Origin of the sequence: Nocardiopsis alborubida, from assembly GCF_012396365.1 — a bacterium.
GTDB classification, from domain to species: Bacteria; Actinomycetota; Actinomycetes; order Streptosporangiales; family Streptosporangiaceae; genus Nocardiopsis; species Nocardiopsis alborubida.
Map to the genome: position 1 here is coordinate 80,768 of NZ_JAAXPG010000004.1, position 21,022 is coordinate 101,789.

19 protein-coding genes are annotated in these 21,022 nt (G+C 70.5%); 10 read left to right on the forward strand and 9 right to left on the reverse strand.

Annotated elements, in window-relative coordinates; genetic code table 11:
• Positions 1-65: 65 nt before the first annotated feature.
• Together HGB44_RS05470 and HGB44_RS05475 are read right to left on the reverse strand one after the other, a co-directional pair.
• Entirely contained in the window at positions 66-1,361 is a 1,296-nt protein-coding gene (locus HGB44_RS05470) for an MFS transporter (protein ID WP_061080810.1), read from the reverse strand.
• 106 nt (positions 1,362-1,467) lie between these two features.
• Positions 1,468-2,556, reverse strand: a complete 1,089-nt coding sequence (locus tag HGB44_RS05475; protein WP_061080811.1) for an inositol-3-phosphate synthase — start codon at positions 2,554-2,556, stop codon at positions 1,468-1,470.
• Between the two features lie 954 nt (positions 2,557-3,510).
• Between HGB44_RS05475 and HGB44_RS05480 the strand changes: the two genes are divergently transcribed.
• The 6 genes from HGB44_RS05480 (at position 3,511) to HGB44_RS05505 (ending at position 9,458) form a co-directional block, all read left to right on the forward strand.
• Positions 3,511-6,330: a transglycosylase domain-containing protein gene (locus HGB44_RS05480; protein WP_168443961.1), complete on the forward strand. Its 2,820-nt coding sequence runs from the start codon at positions 3,511-3,513 to the stop codon at positions 6,328-6,330.
• A 239-nt stretch (positions 6,331-6,569) separates the two neighbouring features.
• A complete protein-coding gene (gene rpsF, locus HGB44_RS05485) occupies positions 6,570-6,860 on the forward strand; it encodes a 30S ribosomal protein S6 (RefSeq protein WP_013155834.1) in 291 nt (96 codons plus the stop codon).
• Between the two features lie 130 nt (positions 6,861-6,990).
• Positions 6,991-7,584 carry a single-stranded DNA-binding protein gene (locus HGB44_RS05490; protein ID WP_061080813.1) on the forward strand — a complete coding sequence of 198 codons (594 nt, stop codon included), beginning with the start codon at positions 6,991-6,993 and terminating at the stop codon, positions 7,582-7,584.
• Between the two features lie 99 nt (positions 7,585-7,683).
• Positions 7,684-7,920, forward strand: a complete 237-nt coding sequence (rpsR, locus tag HGB44_RS05495; protein ID WP_013155832.1) for a 30S ribosomal protein S18 — start codon at positions 7,684-7,686, stop codon at positions 7,918-7,920.
• Between the two features lie 27 nt (positions 7,921-7,947).
• Positions 7,948-8,394, forward strand: coding sequence for a 50S ribosomal protein L9 (gene rplI / locus HGB44_RS05500; RefSeq protein ID WP_013155831.1), 447 nt, complete (start codon positions 7,948-7,950; stop codon positions 8,392-8,394).
• A gap of 230 nt (positions 8,395-8,624) precedes the next feature.
• Positions 8,625-9,458 (forward strand): peptidoglycan recognition protein family protein, encoded by an 834-nt coding sequence (locus tag HGB44_RS05505; RefSeq protein ID WP_061080814.1) that lies wholly within the window; start codon positions 8,625-8,627, stop codon positions 9,456-9,458.
• Positions 9,459-9,525: 67 nt separating this feature from the next.
• Here the strand turns inward: HGB44_RS05505 and HGB44_RS05510 are convergent, their stop codons facing one another.
• Entirely contained in the window at positions 9,526-10,875 is a 1,350-nt protein-coding gene (locus tag HGB44_RS05510; RefSeq protein WP_061080843.1) for an MATE family efflux transporter, read from the reverse strand.
• 347 nt (positions 10,876-11,222) lie between these two features.
• On the opposite strand from HGB44_RS05510, the gene dnaB reads away from it, so the two are divergent.
• Positions 11,223-13,661: a replicative DNA helicase gene (gene dnaB, locus HGB44_RS05515; protein ID WP_061080815.1), complete on the forward strand. Its 2,439-nt coding sequence runs from the start codon at positions 11,223-11,225 to the stop codon at positions 13,659-13,661.
• Positions 13,662-13,946: 285 nt separating this feature from the next.
• On the opposite strand, the gene HGB44_RS05520 is transcribed toward dnaB, so the two are convergent.
• The 6 genes from HGB44_RS05520 to upp all read right to left on the reverse strand — a co-directional run bounded on the left by HGB44_RS05520 (position 13,947) and on the right by upp (position 19,184).
• Positions 13,947-15,602 (reverse strand): TlrC/CarA/OleB/SrmB family ABC-F type ribosomal protection protein, encoded by a 1,656-nt coding sequence (locus tag HGB44_RS05520; RefSeq protein ID WP_061080816.1) that lies wholly within the window; start codon positions 15,600-15,602, stop codon positions 13,947-13,949.
• Positions 15,603-16,182: 580 nt separating this feature from the next.
• On the reverse strand, positions 16,183-16,413 hold the full coding sequence (locus HGB44_RS05525) for a hypothetical protein (RefSeq protein WP_017562893.1): 231 nt from the start codon (positions 16,411-16,413) through the stop codon (positions 16,183-16,185).
• A 476-nt stretch (positions 16,414-16,889) separates the two neighbouring features.
• On the reverse strand, positions 16,890-17,399 hold the full coding sequence (locus HGB44_RS05530; RefSeq protein ID WP_061080817.1) for a PH domain-containing protein: 510 nt from the start codon (positions 17,397-17,399) through the stop codon (positions 16,890-16,892).
• Between the two features lie 18 nt (positions 17,400-17,417).
• On the reverse strand, positions 17,418-17,579 hold the full coding sequence (locus tag HGB44_RS05535; RefSeq protein ID WP_013155824.1) for a hypothetical protein: 162 nt from the start codon (positions 17,577-17,579) through the stop codon (positions 17,418-17,420).
• Positions 17,580-17,887: 308 nt separating this feature from the next.
• Complete coding sequence (locus HGB44_RS05540; RefSeq protein ID WP_061080818.1) at positions 17,888-18,121, reverse strand: hypothetical protein; 234 nt, start codon at positions 18,119-18,121, stop codon at positions 17,888-17,890.
• A 409-nt stretch (positions 18,122-18,530) separates the two neighbouring features.
• Positions 18,531-19,184 carry a uracil phosphoribosyltransferase gene (upp, locus tag HGB44_RS05545; RefSeq protein ID WP_061080819.1) on the reverse strand — a complete coding sequence of 218 codons (654 nt, stop codon included), beginning with the start codon at positions 19,182-19,184 and terminating at the stop codon, positions 18,531-18,533.
• 323 nt (positions 19,185-19,507) lie between these two features.
• Between upp and HGB44_RS05550 the strand changes: the two genes are divergently transcribed.
• From HGB44_RS05550 to HGB44_RS05560, 3 genes are read left to right on the forward strand one after another with little or no spacing between them, the layout of a single operon-like run.
• On the forward strand, positions 19,508-20,008 hold the full coding sequence (locus HGB44_RS05550) for a tRNA adenosine deaminase-associated protein (protein WP_061080821.1): 501 nt from the start codon (positions 19,508-19,510) through the stop codon (positions 20,006-20,008).
• 44 nt (positions 20,009-20,052) lie between these two features.
• On the forward strand, positions 20,053-20,541 hold the full coding sequence (locus HGB44_RS05555) for a tRNA adenosine deaminase-associated protein (protein WP_061080822.1): 489 nt from the start codon (positions 20,053-20,055) through the stop codon (positions 20,539-20,541).
• Entirely contained in the window at positions 20,538-21,020 is a 483-nt protein-coding gene (locus HGB44_RS05560) for a nucleoside deaminase (RefSeq protein ID WP_061080823.1), read from the forward strand. Before HGB44_RS05555 ends, HGB44_RS05560 begins: the two co-directional genes overlap by 4 nt.
• Positions 21,021-21,022 lie beyond the last annotated feature (2 nt).

Consider the following 21,022-nt stretch of genomic DNA (forward strand, 5'->3'; position numbering starts at 1 on the left):
CCCGTGGACACTACAACAGGTGACCACATGGTGACGTGTCGATGTGTCACCAGGTCGACAAGGTGCTAAGCGGTCTCGCGCTCCGCCTCGGCGGCGGTGGCGCGGCGCCCGCGCACGACCCAGGCGGCTCCCATCGCCAGGTAGGCCGCGGCCATCGCGGCGACCACCGCGGGGCTGATCCCCGACGGCGGGACCAGCGCGGCGGCCAGCGCCGCGCCCAGGACGAACGTGGCGTTGAACAGCACGTCGTACACGGAGAACACCCGTCCCCGGAACGCGTCGTCGACATGTCGCTGAACCAACGTGTCGACGGTGACCTTGACCCCCTGCGAGACGAAGCCCAGCGCGAACGCGGCCACGGGGAAGAGCACGGGCGAGAAGGGCAGCCCGAACACCACCAGGACCACGGACGCCGCCGCCAGTTGCAGGGCGATCCACGTCCCCGGGGCCGTCCGCGCGGTCGCCCACGGGGTGGCCACCGCGCCCACGAGGAACCCCGCCCCCGACAGGCCCATCGCCACCGAGAAACCGGCCAGCCCGGCCACGCCGCCGCCGGTGAAGGTGTTGTTGTACAGCAGCAGCGTCAGCAGCGTGGAGACACCGAACAGCACCCGGTGGCCGCCGATCGTGAGCAGCGCGTCGCGGGCCTCCGGGCGCGCCCGGAGGTGGCGCACCCCCGAGACCATGCCCCGCACCACGTTGCGCACGGCCGCCGCGACCTCGTCCGGCTCCCGTTCCAGGTGCGGTCCCAGCTCGTCGTGGCCCAGGGTGAGGGAGACCAGCGCCGCCCCGGCGAAGCCGAGCGCGGCCACGAACAGGATGAGCCCGGTGCCCAGGGCGTCCTCGCCGCCGAACAGCCCGATCGCGGCGCCCGCCCCCGCGCCCAGGAAGCTCGCCGCGGTACCGCTGGTCGGCGTGACCGCGTTGGCCATCATCAGCTTGTCCCGGGCCACCACGTAGGGCAGCCCGGCGGACAGCCCGGACAGGAAGAAGCGGTTGACGCTCAGCACCAGGAGCGCGGCGAGGAGGAAGGCCGGGCTCCCGCCCTCCGACACCAGGAACGCGCTCGCCACCGCGAGAGCCGCCTTGGCCAGGGAGGACAGCAGCAGGATCTGGCGCCGGGGCCACCTGTCGATCAGCACCCCGGCGAACGGGGCCACCACCGAGAACGGCAGGAGCAGCACGGCGAAGGCCGCGGCGACGGCACCGGCGCTGGTGTGCTGCTCGGGGGTGAAGAAGACGAAGCCCGCCAGCCCGGCCTGGTACACCCCGTCGGAGAACTGCGCCACCAGCCGGGTGCCGAACAGGCGGCGGAACCGGGGCCCCCGCAGGACCACGCGCAGATCACCGAAGAAGGACACGGCACCAAGGGTAGGCCGTACCCGGGGCCCGGGAGGCTCCGGGAAGGGACCGGTCCCGGGGAGGGACCGGCCCCGGGCGGGCGAGGGGACCGCCCGCCCGAACGCTCTACTCGTCGGCGCCGCCGGGCTGGTCGGCGATGAACTGCTCGACCTTCTCGTGGGCCTCGGCGTCGCTGTACTGCTCCGGCGGGGACTTCATGAAGTAGGAGGACGGGCCCAGGATCGGGCCGCCGATGCCGCGGTCCTTGGCGATCTTGGCGGCGCGGACCGCGTCGATGATGATGCCCGCGGAGTTGGGGGAGTCCCAGACCTCCAGCTTGTACTCCAGGTTCAGCGGCACGTCGCCGAACGCGCGCCCCTCCAGGCGGATGTAGGCCCACTTGCGGTCGTCCAGCCACGGCACGTGGTCCGAGGGGCCGATGTGCACCGAGCCGGCCTTCAGCTCGTGGGGGATCTGCGAGGTGACGGACTGCGTCTTGGAGATCTTCTTGGACTCCAGGCGGTCGCGCTCCAACATGTTCTTGAAGTCCATGTTGCCGCCGAAGTTGAGCTGGTACGTGCGGTCCACGATCACACCGCGGTCCTCGAACAGCTTGGACAGCACCCGGTGGGTGATGGTCGCGCCGATCTGCGACTTGATGTCGTCGCCGATGATCGGCACACCGGCTCTGGTGAACTTCTCGGCCCACTCCGGGTCGGAGGCGATGAACACCGGCAGGGCGTTGACGAAGGCGACGCCGGCGTCGATCGCGCACTGGGCGTAGAACTTGCCGGCCTCCTCCGAACCCACCGGGAGGTAGGACACGAGCACGTCGGCCTTGCTGGCCTTGAGCGCCGCGACCACGTCCACCGCGTCCTCGGGGGACTCCTGGATGATCTCGCGGTAGTACTTGCCGAGTCCGTCGTAGGTCGGTCCGCGCATGACGGTGACGCCGGTCGGCGGCACGTCGCAGATCTTGACGGTGTTGTTCTCGCTGGCCGTGATGGCGTCGGCCAGGTCGTGACCGACCTTCTTGGCGTCCACGTCGAAGGCTGCGACGAACTCGATGTCGCGCACGTGGTACGGGCCGAACTGCACGTGCATCAGGCCTGGTACCCGGGACTCGGGGTTGGCGTCCTTGTAGTAGTGCACGCCCTGGACGAGCGACGCCGCACAGTTGCCGACGCCCACGACGGCTACACGTACCGAACCCATTGGTCCTTGCTCCTTCTTGTTCGCGAACATGGATTCCACGGCGCACGACGACGGGACCGCGCCGACGGCGGCTCCGGGTCCCGTCGTCCCGCGTTCGTTTCCCGTATGTGGTCAGCAGCGCACACGGCGTTTCTGTTCCCACCCACCGTCCCGCACCGCCCTCGGCGGGCGGTGTCCGGCGCGCGGAGCCCCCGTGCCCCCTCCGCCGTCCTCGGCGGACGGCCCGGGCATGGTTCGCGTCCCGCGACGAGAAACGCAGGGGGAACGTGCATGTCTGGCTGTTTTGTTCAGTTCTGACTCTATCCCCGCCCGTCCGCGGGCCCGCATGCCGGACCTGTGACACGCGTCCGCGTTCGCGTGCACGCGTCGGCCGCCGTCCGTGAACCCCCGGAATCCTGCGGGGAAAATCTCACACACCCATCCCTACCAGCGCCGACACCGGACACCTCGCGGCCGGGTTGTCGCCCGGCCCGCTCGTCGGCGTTCGGTTCGCCTGCTCTGAACTGGCACAACGGGCGTTTCCCGGCGAAACATGACCAGGTGTCCCAGGACGCGCGATAACCTCGCGCGTGGGTTGTGCTATACCGTTCGATCGCTCTAACGTGACCTGTGATTTGCGTGCGTAGCCGGTAGAGCCCCCGGACCCAGCCCCTGCCGCGGCGGCGTTTCCGTAGGCACCGAGTACCGAGGGCTGTCGCTCCCGCAGGCCAACGACCAGGAGGAAGAAGCGGCTTACGTCTTCGCGACCTGTGTGAAAACCCCCGCCCGTCTTCGAGCGTCCTTTATGAAGCCTTGAACGACAGGCACAGCGTTGGACACGGCCACGCCGGTCCGGTCCACGCCAGTCATCGCGAGAAGCAGGTCGCGGATCACCGATCCCCCAGGGGGACCGTCCCCCCGTTTCCACCAAGGAATCGTCAGGCCGACCGGCCGTGAGAGGCAATCGAGGACCACGTGAGTACCGAACGACGACGGAACGCCGATGGCGGCCGTCGCCGGGCCGACGGCCCGGCCGACGGCTCGCGCGGCGGCGGCGGACGGCGAAGGGCCGACGGCCCGCCCCGGGACGAACCCTCCGGAGGCCGCCGCCCGGACGCCGGTGACGGCTTCTGGGGAGACGACGCCGGGCCGGAGCGCCCGCGCCGCCGACGCCCCCCTGAGCAGGAGGCCCGTTCCGAGGGCCGCCGCCGTTCCGAGGGCGAGCGCCCGCGCCGCCCGGAGGGACAGCGCCGCCGCCCGGACGAGGACCCCCGCGGCCGCCGCAGGGCGTCCGGCTCCGGACCGCGCGACCCCCGAGACCCCCGCGACCGCGGCCGCGACCGCGAGAACGCCGCCCGCTCCGAGGGGCGGCGCGCCCCGGGCCGCGGCTCCCGCGCCGCCGCCGGCGGCGGCGGCCGAGGAGGCCGGGGAGGCGGTCGGCGCCGCGGCCGCGACGAGGAGCCGGACGACCGCCCCTGGTTCAAGCGCTTCCTGTCCAAGGCGTGGAAACCGGCCCTGGCCGTCTTCGGCCTGATGATCATCGGCGGCGTGGCGACCTTCGCGATCCTCTACGCCACCGCCCCCAACGTGAACGAGTTGGAGGCCAAGGCGGACACCGATCTGTCCGCCACCCAGATCATGTGGGCCCCGGAGGGCGACGCCGAACCCGAGGTCGCGGTCACCACGGGCGAGGTCAGGCGGGTCGAGGTCCAGAGCGAGGACATCCCGCAGACGGTCATCAACGGCGTGCTCGCCGCCGAGCAGCGCACCTTCTACACCGACCCCGGCATCAGCATCTCCGGTATCGGGCGCGCCCTCCTCTCGGGCGGCGAGGCGGGCGGCGGTTCCACCATCACCCAGCAGATGGCCCGGAACTACTACAGCGACCTGGAGATCGACAACCAGTACATCCGCAAGATCCGCGAGATCTTCATCTCCATCAAGCTCAACCAGCAGATGGAGAAGGAGAAGATCCTCTCGACCTACCTCAACACCATCTACTTCGGCCGCAACGCCATGGGCATCCAGATGGCCGCCCAGTCCTACTTCGGCAAGGACCTGGACGAGCTGACCGACGCCGAGGGCGCCTTCCTGGGCATCATCATCCAGATGCCCAGCAACTTCCAGGGCGAGATGGGCGACTGGACCAGGACCTACCTCACCGAGGAGCGCTGGCCCTACGTGCAGGACCAGCTGGCGCTCATGCACGAGGACGACCCCGACCTCGGCCTGCCCCGGGCCGAGGCCGAGGCCCTGGAGATCCCCGAGCTCGTCCCGTACGGCACCGAGGAGGGCGAGGAGGAGCAGGAGTACGACCCCAAGTTCGACTACGTTCGCCAGGCGGTCGTCCAGGAGATCGAGGAGCGCTACTCCGAGCAGGGGATCACCGCCCAGGACATCGCCACCCAGGGCTTCGTCGTGCAGACCTCGCTGGACCCCGCGCTCATGGACGCCGCGCGCAGCTCCTTCGACGTCCTGCCGAACACCCCCGAGGACACGATGATGGGCCTGACCGCGGTCGACCCCGCCACGGGGCAGATCGTCGCCTTCCACGGGGGCGACAACGTGGTCGAGGACGTCAACAACTCGCTGGTGCACCGGACGCAGGCGGGTTCGTCCTACAAGCCCTACGTGCTCGCCACCGCGCTCAAGAACGGCATCAGCCTCAACAGCACGTTCGACGGTGACTCCCCCCAGGAGTTCCCTGAGTTGCAGAGCCCGGTCATCAACGCGGGCGACAGGAGTTGGGGACCGGTCAACCTGATCCAGTCCACCGCCCAGTCGGTCAACACCCCGTTCGTGGAACTGGCGGTGCGGATGACCCCGGCCGCGGTGGACCAGCTCGCGGTCCAGGCCGGTGTGGCCGAGGAGCAGACCACGACCTCGGCCCAGGGGCCGCTCATCGCGCTGGGCACCCACCAGGTGAGCGCGCTGGACCAGGCCGAGGGCTACTCCACCTTCGCCGCGGGCGGCGTGCACCGCCCGGCGCACATGGTCACCGAGCTGCGCACCGCCGACGGCACGGTGGTCCCGCCCAACGACGCCGACCTGCTGGAGGAAGGCGAGCAGGTGGTCACCTCGGACGTCGCGGCCGACGTCACCTACGCCATGACCCAGGTGGTCGAGCCCGGCGGCGGTGGCGAGAACGCCGCGCTGCCCGACGGGCGCCCCGTCGCGGGCAAGACCGGTACCTCCAGCGACGCGGTCTCCGCGTGGTTCGTGGGCTACACGCCGCAGCTGGTCGCCGCGGTGGGGCTGAGCCGTGCGGACGCCAACCAGGCCCTGGAGTTCGACGGCCAGACCGCGGGCGAGATCTTCGGTGGCACCACCTCGGCCAACGTGTGGCGCGAGTTCATGACGACCGCCATGGAGGGCGTCGAACCGGCGCAGTTCCCGCCGCCCGCCTACGTCGGCACGGAACAGAGCTTCGTGCCCACGCCGTCCCCGAGCGCGGAGGAGAGCGACGAGCCCACCGACGAGCCCTCTCCCGAGGAATCCGCGAGCGAGAGCCCGCCGGAGTGCGACCCGGCCATGCCCGACTCCCCGGAGTGCCAGGGCCAGCAGACCGAAGAGCCCTGCGAACCCGGAATGGGCCGGGACTGCCCGGAGAGCCCCGGCACGGGGGACCAGGAGGAATGCGGCATGTTCCCCCGTCCCGGCTGTGAGGAGACCGAGCCGAGCGGCGACGCCACGGACCCGGAGCAGGACGGCGGGGACCAGGGCGGCTGGCCCTTCCGGGCGAACGGGGCCGGGAGCGACGCCAACAGGATGATCATCCTCGGCCGGGACGACTGACCCGGTTCCGGATGGGTGAGGGGGCCGGTGCGCGTGGAGCGCACCGGCCCCCTTCGCGTGTGCCCGGGGTCCGTCCACAGGCCGCACCGGGAGGTGCGCGGCTGCTGGTAATCTTGGTTCCCGTATGGCTCAGAGTCCGCGCGACGCCCGCCCCCGCGGCGCGGAACCCGTCCCGGACTCCTGCCCTCCTGCTATGGAGATTCCATGGCCGCGACAGTCCAGAGGAGGAACGTACGCCTATGCGTCGTTACGAACTCATGATCATCCTCGACCCCAACCTCGACGAGCGCACCGTCGCCCCGTCGCTGGAGAACTTCCTGGGTGTCGTCCGCAACGACGGCGGCTCGGTGGAGAAGGTCGACATCTGGGGCAAGCGCCGTCTCGCCTACGACATCGACAAGAACGCCGAGGGCATCTACGCGGTGATCGACCTCACCGCCGAGCCCGCCACGGTCAAGGAGCTGGACCGCCAGCTCGGTATCGCCGAGGCCGTGCTCCGCACCAAGGTGCTCCGCCCCGAGGTCCACTAGGCGGCACCCCGCCGCCGCCCCCCGCCCCGACTTCCGTCCCCGGCCCTGAGTGTTATGTCAGTGGTGGCGCGGATGATCGGGGGAACAGGCGAAACCGCCTGATCCGACTACCTCGAACCGGAGCCCATCCATGGCAGGCGAAACCCAGATCACGCTCGTCGGCAACCTGGTCGACGACCCTGAACTGCGCTTCACTCCCAGTGGAGCCGCGGTCGCCAACTTCCGTGTGGCCTCGACGCCCCGCACCTTCGACCGCGCGTCGGGGGAGTGGAAGGACGGCGAGTCCATGTTCCTCACCTGCACCGTCTGGCGGCAGTACGCGGAGAACGTGGCCGAGAGCCTTCAGCGCGGCATGCGCGTCATCGTGCAGGGCCGACTGAAGCAGCGCTCGTACGAGACCCGCGAGGGTGAGAAGCGGACCGTCTTCGAGATCGACGTCGACGAGGTCGGCCCGGCCCTGCGCAGCGCCACCGCCAAGGTGACCAAGTCGCAGCGCCAGGGTGGCGGCGGCGGCTTCGGCGGTGGCGGTGGCGGCGGTTTCGGTGGCGGCCAGCCCCAGCAGGGCGGCGGCTACGGGAACCAGGGCGGCGGCTTCGGCGGGTCGCAGGGCGGCGGAGGCCGCAGCGGTCCCCCGGCCGACGACCCGTGGGCGACCAACGGCGGCGGCGGTGGCGGCGGTTTCGGTGGCGGAAGCGGGGGCTTCTCCGACGAGCCCCCGTTCTAGCCGCGGCAGCACCCCGTCCGGCGCCCCGAGGCGCCAGACCCCTTTCCACACCAGACCATCCCCGGGAGGACCCCGGGGCTCTTGCGAAGGAGCACCACGATGGCTAAGCCGGCAGCGCGCAAGCCCAAGAAGAAGGTTTGCCTCTTCTGCCAGGAGAAGCAGTCCTACATCGACTACAAGGACACCACGCTTCTCCGCAAGTTCATCTCCGAGCGCGGCAAGATCCGCGCCCGCCGCGTCACGGGTAACTGCACCCAGCACCAGCGCGACGTCGCGACCGCGATCAAGAACGCGCGCGAGGTGGCCCTGCTGCCCTACACCAGCACCGCCCGCTAACGGCGATATCCGAGGGAGGTTTTTGTCGTGAAGCTGATTTTGACCCACGAGGTCAACGGTCTCGGAGCCCCCGGCGATGTCGTCGAGGTGAAGAACGGCTACGGTCGCAACTACCTGCTGCCCCGCGGGTTCGCCATCCGGTGGACGCGCGGCGGTCAGAAGCAGATCGACCTGATCCAGCGCGCGCGCTCCGCGCGTGACATCCGCACGCTGGACGAGGCCCAGCAGGTCGCGGGCCGCGTCAACGCGCTCACCGTGCGCCTCAAGCAGCGCGCCGGCGAGGGTGGCCGCCTGTTCGGCTCGGTCACGCCCGCGGACATCGCCGACGCCGTCAAGGCGACCGGTGGTCCCGAGCTGGACAAGCGCCGGATCGAGATCAAGAACCCGATCAAGGCCGTCGGAAGCCACAAGGTCCAGGTCCGCCTGCACCCCGAGGTCTCCGCGACGATCAAGCTGGACGTCGTCGGTTCCTGACCGGCGCCGTGCACGTCGGGCCCCGTCTCCCTCCGGGAGGCGGGGCCCCGCTGTTTCCGCGCCCCCGGCCCGTCGTGGGCCCGGCGCCATCGGAGACGGTCCGCGGTCCCGCGGAGTTCTCCTGACACGCCTGGTCGACAGACAACCCTTTGATTACTCTTTGTAATCTATCGTGTTCTCTGTGTTGGTGTCGTACGTTGCACCACCCAGCACGGAGAGGACGTAGAGCCATGACCGTGGAAAGAAGAGACGAGCCGGGCCGACACACACGGGTGGACCGCAGGACCGTTCTGCGGGGAACCGCCCTCGCCGCCGGGGGAGTGCTCCTCGGCGGGATCACGGGTATCCCCGTCGCGGACCGGGCCTCCGCGGCCACACGACCCAAGGTGTACACGCGCGCCGACTGGGGGGCGCGCGCCCCGAAGAACAAGATCGAGGTCGTGGGCCGCGGGCCCACGCACATCGTCGTGCACCACACCGCCACGGCGAACTCGTCCGACACCTCGACCTCGCACGCCGCGTCGCTGTCGCGCTCCATCCAGCGGTACCACATGGACACCAACGGGTGGAGCGACATGGGGCAGCAGTTCACCATCAGCCGCGGCGGGCACATCATGGAGGGGCGCGACCAGAGCCTCCGTGCCGTCAGCGCGGGGCACCACGTGCTCGGCGCGCACACCGCCAACCACAACGAGCACGCGATCGGCATCGAGAACGAGGGCACCTACACCTCGGCGGCCCCGCCCGCGGTCCTGCTGGCGTCCTTGGCGGACACCTGCGCCTGGCTGTGCCTGGCCTACCGGCTGGACCCCGACGAGGCCATCGTCGGCCACCGCGACTTCAACACGACGGGCTGCCCAGGCGACAAGCTCTACTCGGCGCTTCCCCGGCTCCGCTCCGACGTCAGGCGCATGATGCGGAAGCATCTCGCCCACCCGGGCGGGGCGACGGTCGCGGCAGCGGAGCCCGACGAGATGCCCACCTACCCCGACGTGCCGCGGGACGAGCAGGTGGCGCCCTACCGTCACGGACCCGCCGTCGGTGAGCGCGACACGTTCACGTGACCCGGCCGGTCCGCCGGGGGACAGCGGGTACCGGGTCCGTCACGGCCACGCCGTGGCGGACCCGCGGTCAGGGCCGGTGCGCGCCGGTGACCAGCCAGGCCGTGCTCTGTGTACGGAACCCGAGGGTGACCGCGCGCGCGAGGATCCACACCCCGAAGGCGATCCACAGGCTCACCAGAGCCCACACCGGGCCGTCCGCCAGTCCCGGCAGGACCAGGGCGAACGGCAGGAAGACCAGCATCGTCCACAGGGACGCCCACGCCAGGTAGCGCTGGTCCCCGGCGCCCATCAGGACGCCGTCCAGCACCATGGTCACCCCGCTCAGCGGCTGCAACAGCGCGACCACCACCAGCGAGGCCGTGATCAGGACGCGCACCTCGGGGTCGGAGGTGAACGGCACCCACGCCCACGGCAGCACCAGGAACACCACCGCCGTGAAGACCAGGCCCAGCCCCACGCCCCACTCCACCATGCGTCGCGTGGCGTCCCGTGTGCCCTGGACGTCCCCCGCGCCCAGGTAGCGGCCCACGATGGACTGCCCGGCGATGGCGATCGCGTCCATGGCGAACACCAGCAGCGCCCAGATGTTGTGGCTCACCTGGTGCGCGGCGATCGACGCGTCGCCCAGCCGGGCCGCCACCGCCGTGGTCACCAGGGCCACCACGCGCATCGACACGCTGCGCAGGAACAGGGCGAACCCCGCCGAGGCCGAGGCGCGCAGGCCCGCCGTCGTGGGCATGAGCGACACGCCCTCGCGCCGGGCGGCGCGCGCGATCATCACCACGTACCAGAACGCGCCCCCGCCCTGGGCGAGCACCGTCGACCAGGCCGAACCCGCGACGCCCCAGTCCAGGGCCAGCACGAACACCGCGCACAGCACCGCGTTGCCGACGTAGGAGCAGACCGCCACCACCAGCGGGGTCCGGGCGTCCTGGAGGCCGCGCAGCACGCCGGTGCCCGCCATGACGATGAGGAGGAACGGCGTGCTGAGCAGGCTGACGCGCAGGTAGGTCAGGGCGTGGGGCGCCACGTCGGGCGAGGCGCCCAGCGCCTCCACCAGCACCGGGCCGAGCGGCCAACCGATCGCGACGGCCGCGAGGCCCAGCAGGACCGCGAGCCACAACCCGTCCACACCGTCCCGCACGCCCCCGCGGACGTCGCCCGCGCCGAACCTGCGCGAGACCGCGGCGGTGGTGCCGTAGGCGAGGAAGACGCAGACGGCCACGAGCGTGAGCAGCACCTGCCCGGCCACGCCGAGGCCGCCCAGCGCCTCGGTGCCCAGTGTGCCGACGATCGCCGAGTCGGTGAGCAGGAACAGGGGCTCACTGATGAGCGCGAAGAACGTCGGGACCGCCAGGGCGAGGATCTCGCGGTCGTGGCGGTGCCGGAAAGGGGCGGCCGAAAGCAGTTGTGGCATGACCAGCACACAGTATCGGACACGCGTTCTACGCGGGTGTGGAGTTGTCCACACCCCAGCCGAAGCCTGTGGATAACTTGTGGAAACACGCCCTGTGAGGCATCTTGCACCCCCTGACTGCATCCTGTGTCTTTGCAGGTCAAAGGCTATATGTGGAGGCCTCGGCAAAGTTATCCACAGGTGATGTGCACAACCTCGGTTCGGGATGTCCTGCGGGGTACCGGACATGGTGGTAAGGGACGTGTCCACAACCTCCGGCCGAGGCGCCTCCGGCGTCCGCCATGGGGCATCCTGGAAGGGTCGGCCCGTTCCCGGGTCGACGGAAGTGCCGTCCCGGGGGAGCGTTCGTGAGTGTCGCTGAGCAGCCACCTGAAGAAGGCGGATACGAGCGCACCCCGCCCCACGACATCCAGGCCGAGCAGAGCGTGCTCGGCGGCATGCTGCTGTCCAAGGACGCCATCACCCAGGTCGTGGAGATCATCCGCTCCGCGGACTTCTACCGCCCCGCGCACCAGATCATCTACGAGAGCATCGTCGACCTCTTCTCCCGCGGCGAGCCCGTGGACACGATCTCGGTCAACGCCGAGCTGACCAAGCGCGGCGAGGCCACCCGGGTCGGCGGCGCGCTCTACCTGCACACCCTCACCGAGGCCATCCCGACCGCCGCCAACGCGGGCTACTACGCCAAGATCGTCTCCGACCGCGCGGTCCTGCGCCGCCTGGTCGAGGTGGGCACCCGCATCGCCCAGATCGGCTACGCCGGCGACGGCGAGGTGGACGACCTGGTCGACCACGCCCAGGCCGAGATCTACAAGGTCGCGGAGAAGCGCACCGGCGAGGACTACGTCGCGCTGGCCGACATCATGCCGGGCGCCCTGGACGAGATCGAGGCGATCGGCGCCCACGACGGGACCATGACCGGCGTGCCCACGGGCTTCGCCGACTTCGACGCCCTCACCAACGGCCTCCACCCCGGCCAGATGGTCATCATCGCCGCCCGCCCCGCCGTCGGTAAGGCGCTGGCCCTGGACACCCCCCTCCCCACACCCGGCGGATGGACCACCATGGGAGAGGTGGAGGTCGGCGCCGAGCTGATCGCCGCCGACGGGACCCCCACCCGGGTGGTCGCCGCCACCGAGGTCATGACCGGGCGTCCCTGCTTCGAGGTCGTGTTCGACGACGGCACCACCGTGGTCGCCGACGGCGAGCACCAGTGGCTGACCCACACGCGGGCCTCGCGACGCGCGGCCCGGGAGGCCGGGGCCGGGGGCACCGCTCCCCGCGTGCCGCCCGAGGTACGGACCACCAGGGAGATCGCCCGGACCCTGCGCGCGGAGACCGCCGACCGCAGGCTGAACCACTCGGTGGCCAACGCGGCGGCGATCGAGCTGCCCGAACGCGACCTTCCCCTGCCGCCCTACTTCCTCGGCGCCTGGCTCGGCGACGGAGCCTCCTCAGCCGCCCGGATCACCGGCACGGACCCCGAGGTCCTGCTCAACATCGAGGCCGAAGGACTCGTGACCAAGCCTGTCGGCTCCACCGGCATGGCCTACGGTGTCTTCCTGCCGGAGGAGGACCCCGCGCCCGCGGCCCGTGAGCGCGTCGGCAGCCACGGCAGTGTCCAGGCGCGGTTGCGCACCCTCGGGGTCCTGGGGAACAAGCACATCCCCCAGGAGTACCTGCGCGCCTCGGCCGACCAGCGGCGCGCCCTCCTCGCCGGTCTGCTGGACACGGACGGCACGGTGAACGCCAACGGCTCCGTGCAGTTCGCGGTCACCAGCCAGCGCCTGGCGAACGGCTTCCGGGAGCTGGCGCACAGCCTGGGTCACCGCACCGGGATGTCGACCAGGCGGGTCGGCGGCCGGTCGGAGGAGTCCTCCACCCGCTACACGGTCACCTTCGGCTCCGCGAGCGAGGTCTTCCGGCTCGAACGCAAGAGGCGTGTGCACCGGGAGCGCGGCGCCGACCGCGGTCGCACGCGGATCGGCTCCCGGTTCGTCACCGAGGTGCGGCCCGTGGAGAGCGTTCCGGTCCGCTGCGTGCAGGTGGACCATCCGGACCACCTGTTCCTGGCCACCCGGTCCATGGTCCCCACCCACAACTCGACACTGGCCCTGGACTTCGCGCGCGCGGCGTCCATCAAGCACGACATGACCGCGGTCTTCTTCAGCCTGGAGATGGGGCGCAACGAGATCGTCATGCGCCTGCTGTCGGCGGAGGCCCGGGTGCCCCTGCACACCATGCGCTCGGGGCTGATGACCGACGAGGACTGGACCCGCCTGGCCAGGCGCATGGGCGAGGTGGCCAACGCCCCCCTGTTCATCGACGACTCCCCGAACATGTCGATGATGGAGATCCGGGCCAAGTGCCGACGTCTCAAACAGCAGCACGACCTCAAGCTGGTCATCGTCGACTACCTCCAGCTGATGAGCTCGCCCGGCCGGGTGGAGAGCCGCCAGCAGGAGGTCTCGGAGATGTCCCGGTCCCTCAAGCTCCTGGCCAAGGAGCTGGAGGTCCCGGTGGTGGCGCTCTCCCAGCTCAACCGAGGTCCCGAACAGCGCACCGACAAACGCCCACAGGTGTCTGATCTTCGCGAATCGGGCAGCATCGAGCAGGACGCGGACATGGTCATCCTGCTCTACCGCGAGGACGTGCACGACAAGGAGTCGCCGCGCGCGGGCGAGGCGGACATCATCGTGGCCAAGCACCGCAACGGCCCCACGGCGGACGTGACCGTGGCCTTCCAGGGCCACTACAGCCGGTTCGTCGACATGGCGCCCGGATAGGCAGCGTTTTTCGGACCTCCGCTCCGCTTCGGTCCGTGTTCGGGCGCCCGGAGCACGGGAACCTTCGGCGCCTACGGCGGGTTCGCCGGTTCCTCGCGAACCCGTCTCCGGCCCCTCCAGAACCCCGTGGGCGCCCGAACCAACCCCCCACAAGCTGGGACCGGTTCAGAAAACGGACCCTGGACCGCTGCTTCGGGGCCCGCCGCGCAGCGGGCCCCGGATATCGGTTAGTCGTAATAGCGGTTTATGGCCAAGCCGATTTGTCGACAAAGCGCTACGGCCACTTCACGCGGAGTCGCTGACCACGATCCCCTCCCGTAGTTCCAGGTGCCGACCGGTGAAGCGCTGCCGGGTCCTGCGGTCGTGGGTGACGACCACCAGCGTGCCCTCGTAGCGCGTCAGCGCCTCCTCCAGGTCCTCCACGAGACCGGGGGAGAGGTGGTTGGTCGGCTCGTCCAGCAGCAGCAGGTCGTAGGCCCCCGACGTCAGCCGGGCGACCTCGATCCTCCGGCGCTGGCCCACCGACAGGGACGCCACCGGCTGGTCCAGCTCTCCAGGCCGGAACAGCCCGAGTGAGGCGAGCTCGTCCCGGTGGTCCTCGGCGAACCCCGGCCGTCCCGCGGCGTAGGCGCCGAGCACGGTCTGTCCGGCTGCGAAGGAGCCGTCCTCCTGGCGCAGGTAACCGACCCGGCCGGGGACCGAAACCCGCCCCCCGTCGGGGACCGCGTCCCCGGACAGGACCCGGAGCAGGGTGGTCTTGCCCGCCCCGTTCGGCCCGGTGACCAGCACGCGCTCGCCCGGGGCCAGGTCCAGACAGGGCACCTCCAGGCGGTGGTCCACCCGGACCCCCTCCAGCGACGCGGTCGGAGCGCTCTCCCCGGCAGGGGACCCGGTGAACCCGGCGGTCATCCTCAGCGGTACCGGCGGAGGCGCCACCGGGTTGTCGGTCAGTCTCTCCAACCTCTCCTTGGCGTTGCGGACGCGGCCCATGGAACCGTGCGCGGCCCCCCGCATCTTGAAAGCCCCGTGGCCGAACGCGGCCTTCTCCATCTTGCGCGGGATGGCTTGCAGTGCCGCGACGCCGTTCTCGGCCAGCCTGCGCTGTCTGGCCAGGTCGGCCCTCCACGCCTCGTACTCGCGGATCCACCGGGCCCTGGCCGAGGCCTTGGCGGCCAGGAACCCGTCGTAGCCGTTGCCGTACCGGTTGATCCGGCGCAGGTCGTGGTCGACCTCCAGGACGGTGTCGGTCACGTTGGCCAGGAAAGCGCGGTCGTGGGTGACGGCCACGACCGTGCCCCGGTGGCGGCGGAGCCGGTCCTCCAACCAGGCGACCGCGCGGTCGTCCAGGTCGTTGGTGGGCTCGTCCAGCAGGAGCAGCTCGGGCGAGGCCGCCAGCATCGCGGCCAGGGCCAGGCGCGAGCGCTCCCCTCCGGAGAGGGTGCTCAGCGGGCGGCCCCGGTCCAGGCCGGGAAGGCCGAGCCCGTGCAGTCCTGCGTCGACGCGCGCGTCGGCGTCGTAGCCGCCGCGCGCCTCGAACCGGGCGAGCAGGTCGCCGTAGGCGTCCAGCTCCTCGGGGGTGGCGGAGCCGAGCGTGCTCTCCGCCGCGCGCAGGCGCGCCTCCATGCCGCGCAGGACGGACAGGGCGGAGTCGATCGCGTCGCCGACGGTGCCGGTGGAGACCCCCACCGCCTCCAGGGTCTGCGGCAGATAGCCCACTCCTCCCGGAGCCCGGACCGTGAGTTCGCCGTTGGAGGGTTCCTCCTCCCCGGCGAGCAGGCGCAGCAGCGTGCTCTTGCCCGAGCCGTTGTCGCCGAGGATCCCGACACGCTCGCCGGGGCTGATGGTGAGGGTGACACGGTCGAGCACGGTGTGGTCGCCGTAGCGGTGGGTGATGTCGTTGAGGGTGAGCTGGGACTGTGCTCGTACTCGGGCGGTGAGCATGCGCGCCTCCTGATCTGCGGTGTGGCTGGGGAAGGAGCCGCGGATCGACGGTGGGGCGCTGGCGTTCCGGGTTTCGGACAGGGCGCGACGGTGGCGCGTGTCCGAGGAGGGGAACGGTGAGGCCTTCCGTGGTCGACCGCGGTACGGCGACGCCGGGGAGCGTGTGTGACACCGCCGCGCAGCACTGGGCGCTGGCGGTGGCGGCTCGGGCGTCGGACGCGGGACTACAGGAAGATCAGCCTCATGGGAGAGACGATACGTCTCGTTTCGAAAGGCGTCAAGCGGGTTCCTGTGAGACGGACATCACTGGGAGTCGGATGATGGAAGGCCTGTAAGGGCTATCCACATCACTCTTTATGGTCAAGCCGATTTGTCGACAAAAGGGCGTGGCGACAGGAGGGCACCGCGCGGAGGCGCTGTGCGGAGGGCCCCGAACACGAAGAGGGGCCGCCCCGCAGGGCGGCCCCTCTTCGTGTTCGGTGTGCCCGTGTGCCCGTGGGCCCGGTCGATCCCGGACCGACGGCGAAGGCCTCCCCGGCCCGGGGAACCGGGCGGGGGAGGCCTTCGCGGCATCCGCCGACTAGAGCCAGCGGACCTCGGGGCGGCTCCGACCGTTCTCGTCGGTGACCAGCACCCAGTGCATGATCGGGTGTCCCGACGTCGTCGCGTCGGCGTCCTCGCGGGGCTGTGGGACGTTGACCGGCTCGGTCGCAAGACCGGAGAGGCGGTTGGTCCCAGCCGAGAAGCGGATGCGCCGACGGGTCGTCGAGAACCGAGTGGGGTGGGGTGCACGGTCCGTCCTGCGCGCCATGGGACCCTCCTCGTTTCCGTTTCAGATGTCCCAAGTTAACCCTACGTTCACCTTCGAGTCAATTCGCCGGGCTTCGGGGCTTGGTCCATCGGGGGCTTCGACCTCCGTGTGGGGCCTGTTGTAGATCTGCCCAGGTCGGGAAGTTCTATGCGTGATGCGCCGAGTGCCGTGCGTGACGATCTGCTGACCTGCGCCGAGGAAAGGGGGATGTCACTCCAAGGCAAGGTGAACGAAAGGTGAACGAGGCGCGAAGGAGGGTGCTCGGCCCGAGCCGCGCCGTAGGTCCGCGCGGTGGCCTGCCTGTCGCGGTCCCGACACCGTGCTCGCCCCGTCTGCCGGGAGGGCGCCCGGCCGTGTACGGCGGCCACGGCTCACCGGGGCCCGCCCCCACCTGCCCGGAGGGCGCCCGGAACACGGCAGGAGCACCCGCCGTCCCGGCGGGTGCTCCATGGTCCTACGGCCCCGAGGCGCGGCGCTCACTCCTTGAAGATGAGCCCCACGACCTCCAGGTAGAGCTGTTCCGGGTAGGGGATGAAGTCGATCCGGCTCAGGGCCTGGTCCTGACCGGCCGACTCCATCACGAAGGTCCCGTAGCCGAGGAAGCGGCCCATCAGGGTCCGCTCGAACCTCATGTCGGTGACCTTGCCCAGCGGCATCATGTTCACCTGCCGGATGATCAGGCCGGTGGTCAGCAGGAGCCGCGCGGAGGTGATGACGAAGTAGTCCACCGACCACTCCGCGACCCGCCACACGAACCACACCAACACCAACAGCCACACCCACCAGATGATCGCCAGCGTCGCTGCGCTGTTGGCGATGGAGGTGTTGCTGAGGATCCCGGCGAGGATCAACGCGCCGAGGACCGCCCCGACCGGACCGATCAGCACCGCGGGGTGCCGACGGATGGTCACCACGTCCTGCTCGTGCGGCAGGAGATAGCGGTTGACCGACGCAGGAGCGCTGTTACTCGACGCTACGAGCCGCATGCCACCCGACCGTTCCGGTTACAGGAGCGCGTTGACGAAACGGGACATCGACTCCGCGCCCCCCATCAGACCGCCCAGAGCACTCTCGATGACCCCGGCGGCGCTTTCCGGCTGTGTGAACAGATAGAACGCCACGAAAGCGATGAGCGCGTAGCCGCCCCATTTTTTCAACTTCGCCACGACTGACTCCCCTTGGAATCCACCTGACCCACCAACCCAGCAGTGATTGTCGCACCGACCATCATGCCCGTAAAGCCTGGGGCGCACCCTCGGCGTGGCGGTATGTCGGACCTTCCTCGCTTGCGGGCTGTGTCCGGTTCCGGTGGTGTTGGTAACCCAGTGATTGGTGGGCCGGAATGTGGTTCAGGTCCATCGAGGACTATGACATTAAGGACATCGCTGGATATAAGGGGGTAATTCATCGCCCCCAGTGCAGGTCACCCGAGTTCGGACAGGCCGAAAACCCCGGACAGGCCTGCTCGGATCCTCTAGGCCTGCTCGGCGAAGGCCAGCGCGAGCACCTGGAGGTGCTGTCGGGCGATCCGTTCCACCAGATCGGGGGTGGCCTTGCCGGTCACGTCCTCGGCGCCGTGCCGCGCCGCGTCCACGCACCGGGTGACGGTGGAGGTGTGGTGCACCTTGGAGAACTCCTCGGCCAACCGGCTCCGCACCGGTTCGAAGCGAGAGTCGCGGGCGGTCGAGGTGGAGGGGTTCTCGTTCATCTCACTCCTTGGGGGCTACGGGGGTCGCTCTGTGTGTTCTTCCGGGATCTTTCAGTAGCCGCTGGAGGGTGGACGAAGCGTCGCGCCGGAGGAGGCACGGGCGTGCGGTGTCAGCGGGCTGATGAGAGAGGGTTGGGGTGAGAGGTGTTTCGGTCCGGCTGGTCTCCGCTTACGGGCGGGCGGGAACCATCATCGCTCCTCTCTGTTACATTCCCGTCTCGAAATGAATTCGGCTAACGCAAAGCCGTGTCGGTGCTTGCGCCGACTCGCCGTGTCCACCTGGGCGGACGAGGCGGTCGGCAGCAGGCATGCCCGATTTTCGGACGTTCATTCCTTCGGCCGCAAAAAGAACCGAAAAAGCGCCCAACCGTGATCCGGTGGGCGCTGGGGGCGGGTGGGGCGTCGGATCTCAGGCGCAGCCGTAGAGGCGGTCGCCCGCGTCGCCCAGGCCCGGCAGGATGAACCCCTGCTCGTTCAGCCGCTCGTCCACCGCTGCCGTCACCACGCGCAGGGTCGCGCCGTGGTCGGGGTCCAGGTCCTCGGTGAGCTTGTGCTCCACCGCGGTCAGGCCCTCGGGGGCGGCGAGCAGGCAGATCGCGGTGATGTGGTCGGCGCCCCGCTCCACCAGGAGCCTGAGCGCGGCGGCGAGGGTGCCGCCGGTGGCCAGCATCGGGTCCAGCACGTAGCACTGGCGGCCGGACAGGTCCTGCGGCAGCCGGTCGGCGTAGGTGGCGGGCTGGAGGGTGTCCTCGTCGCGGGCCATCCCCAGGAAGCCGACCTCGGCGGTGGGCAGCAGGCGGGTCATCCCGTCGAGCATGCCCAGGCCCGCGCGCAGGATCGGCACCACGAGCGGGGTGGGGCGCGTCAGCTGTGTTCCGGTGGTCTCCACGAGCGGGGTCCGGATGGTGACGTCCGTCACTCGGACGTCCCGGGTCGCCTCGTAGGCGAGCAGGGTCACCAACTCGTCGGTCAGGCGCCGGAAGGTCGGGGAGTCGGTCCCCACGTCGCGCAGGGTGGTGAGTTTGTGCGCGACCAGGGGGTGGTCGACGACCAGGGTTTCCAAAGCGTTCTCCGGTTGAGCTGGGACAACAAGACGGTGGCTGGGGAGGAGGCCTGCCCGAGTCTAACCGCGCGCATCCACCGCACCGGAGGCGTCGCGGGCCGCGCGGCACCCGCTCCGGACCGGCGCGGCCGGGCGCCCGGGGCCGTTCGGGGGGCGCGGGTGCGGTGGAGGGGCAGCGGGGATCCGGTTCTCATGAGAGCGTGGTCCGGAATGACGCGGACCAAGGGGGACGGTGGCACCGGAGTGATCGTTACCATGTCACTCGCACGGGCGATCCGGGTTTCCTTCGTCCGCACCGATACACCGGCCGGGTTGGGGTGACGATGACAGTGCTCGATCATGGTGACGACGACTCGGGCGACTTCGCGGCCATCGCGTACAGGGAAGAGGAGTACTGGGACGTCGACCTGCTCCCCGTGACCCTGACGCACGACCTCAAGGGGCTGATCCACGCCCTGCGCCAGCAGCCGAGCATCAGCGGCTCCCTCGGGCTGGTCTCGGTCGGCGACGACTTCTTCGTCATCGTGCGGGTCTACGGTGAGGAGGTCTCCCTCTTCCTCTCCGACGTGACCGCCTCCGTGGACTGGCAGGTGGCCCGGGACGTCCTGGACTACCTGGACATCGACCAGCCGGACGACGACGACCTCGACCAGGTGCTGCCCGCGGGCGACCTGTCCATCGTGGCCGACCTCGGCCTGGACGAGATGGAGCTGGGTGCCCTGGCGGGAGATCTGGACCTGTATCCCGACGAGGTGCTGGCCAGCGTGTCCGAACGACTGGGATTCGCCCAGTCCTTCCAGCGTGTACTGGACGGTATGGGGTAAGGACCTGCTGGAGAAGAGCATCCGGGCGGACAGGAGAGCACGCGGTGTCGACCTTCGCAGCGGTCTTCGCTCCCAACGGGAGGACGTGGCGGGGAACCGAGGTCGAACTCGGGGACGTGGACGTCATCGACGACGTCACCGAACTGATGCTCGACTTCGCGACCGACCGGGGGAGCGGGGTCTCGATCCTGCTCGTGGAGGCCGACGACGAGTGGTTCGCCATCGTGCGAGCCGATGACGACGGCGGGGAGCCGCGCGTGTACCTCTCCGACGCGCGGGTGGTGCACGACCACCCGCTGGCCTCGGTGCTCTCCGAGGCCGGGGGGCTGGGTGCTCCACCGCCCTCCGAGAGCGCCGGGGCCCGGCCCGACCCGCGGCCCGACGGCGACGGCGACCTGCTCGCCGACCTGGGCCTGACCGAGGAGGAGCTGCGCTCCCTGTCGGTCGGCGGCGGTGTCCTGCCCAGCGACGTCCTCGCCGTGGTGGCCGAGCGCGCGGGCTTCGCCGAGATCCTCGACGGCATGAGGCTGTGATCGGACGGGACGTCCTCGACGCCGCGCTGCGCGCGGCGATCGCCGAGGGCGAGGCCGCTCTGGAGACGGGTGACGTGCCGGTGGGCGCGGTCGTGCTGGACGCGGACGGCGCCGTCCTGGGCGCCGGGCGCAACGAGCGCGAGGCCACCGGGGACCCCACCGCCCACGCCGAGGTGCTGGCGCTGCGGGCCGCCGCACGCGCGCGCGGCGAGTGGCGGCTGGGCGGCTGCACCCTGGTGGTCACCCTCGAACCCTGCACGATGTGCGCGGGCGCGACGGTGCTCTCCCGCGTGGACCGGCTGGTCTACGGTGCGCGGGACGCCAAGGCGGGTGCGGCCGGGTCGGTGTGGGACGCGGTCCGCGACCCCCGCCTCAACCACCGCCCGGAGGTCGTCCCGCCGGACCTGGTTCCGAGGGAGCTCACGGACAGGTGTTCCGATCTCCTGAGCCGGTTTTTCGCACGGCGCCGTATCCGGTAGAG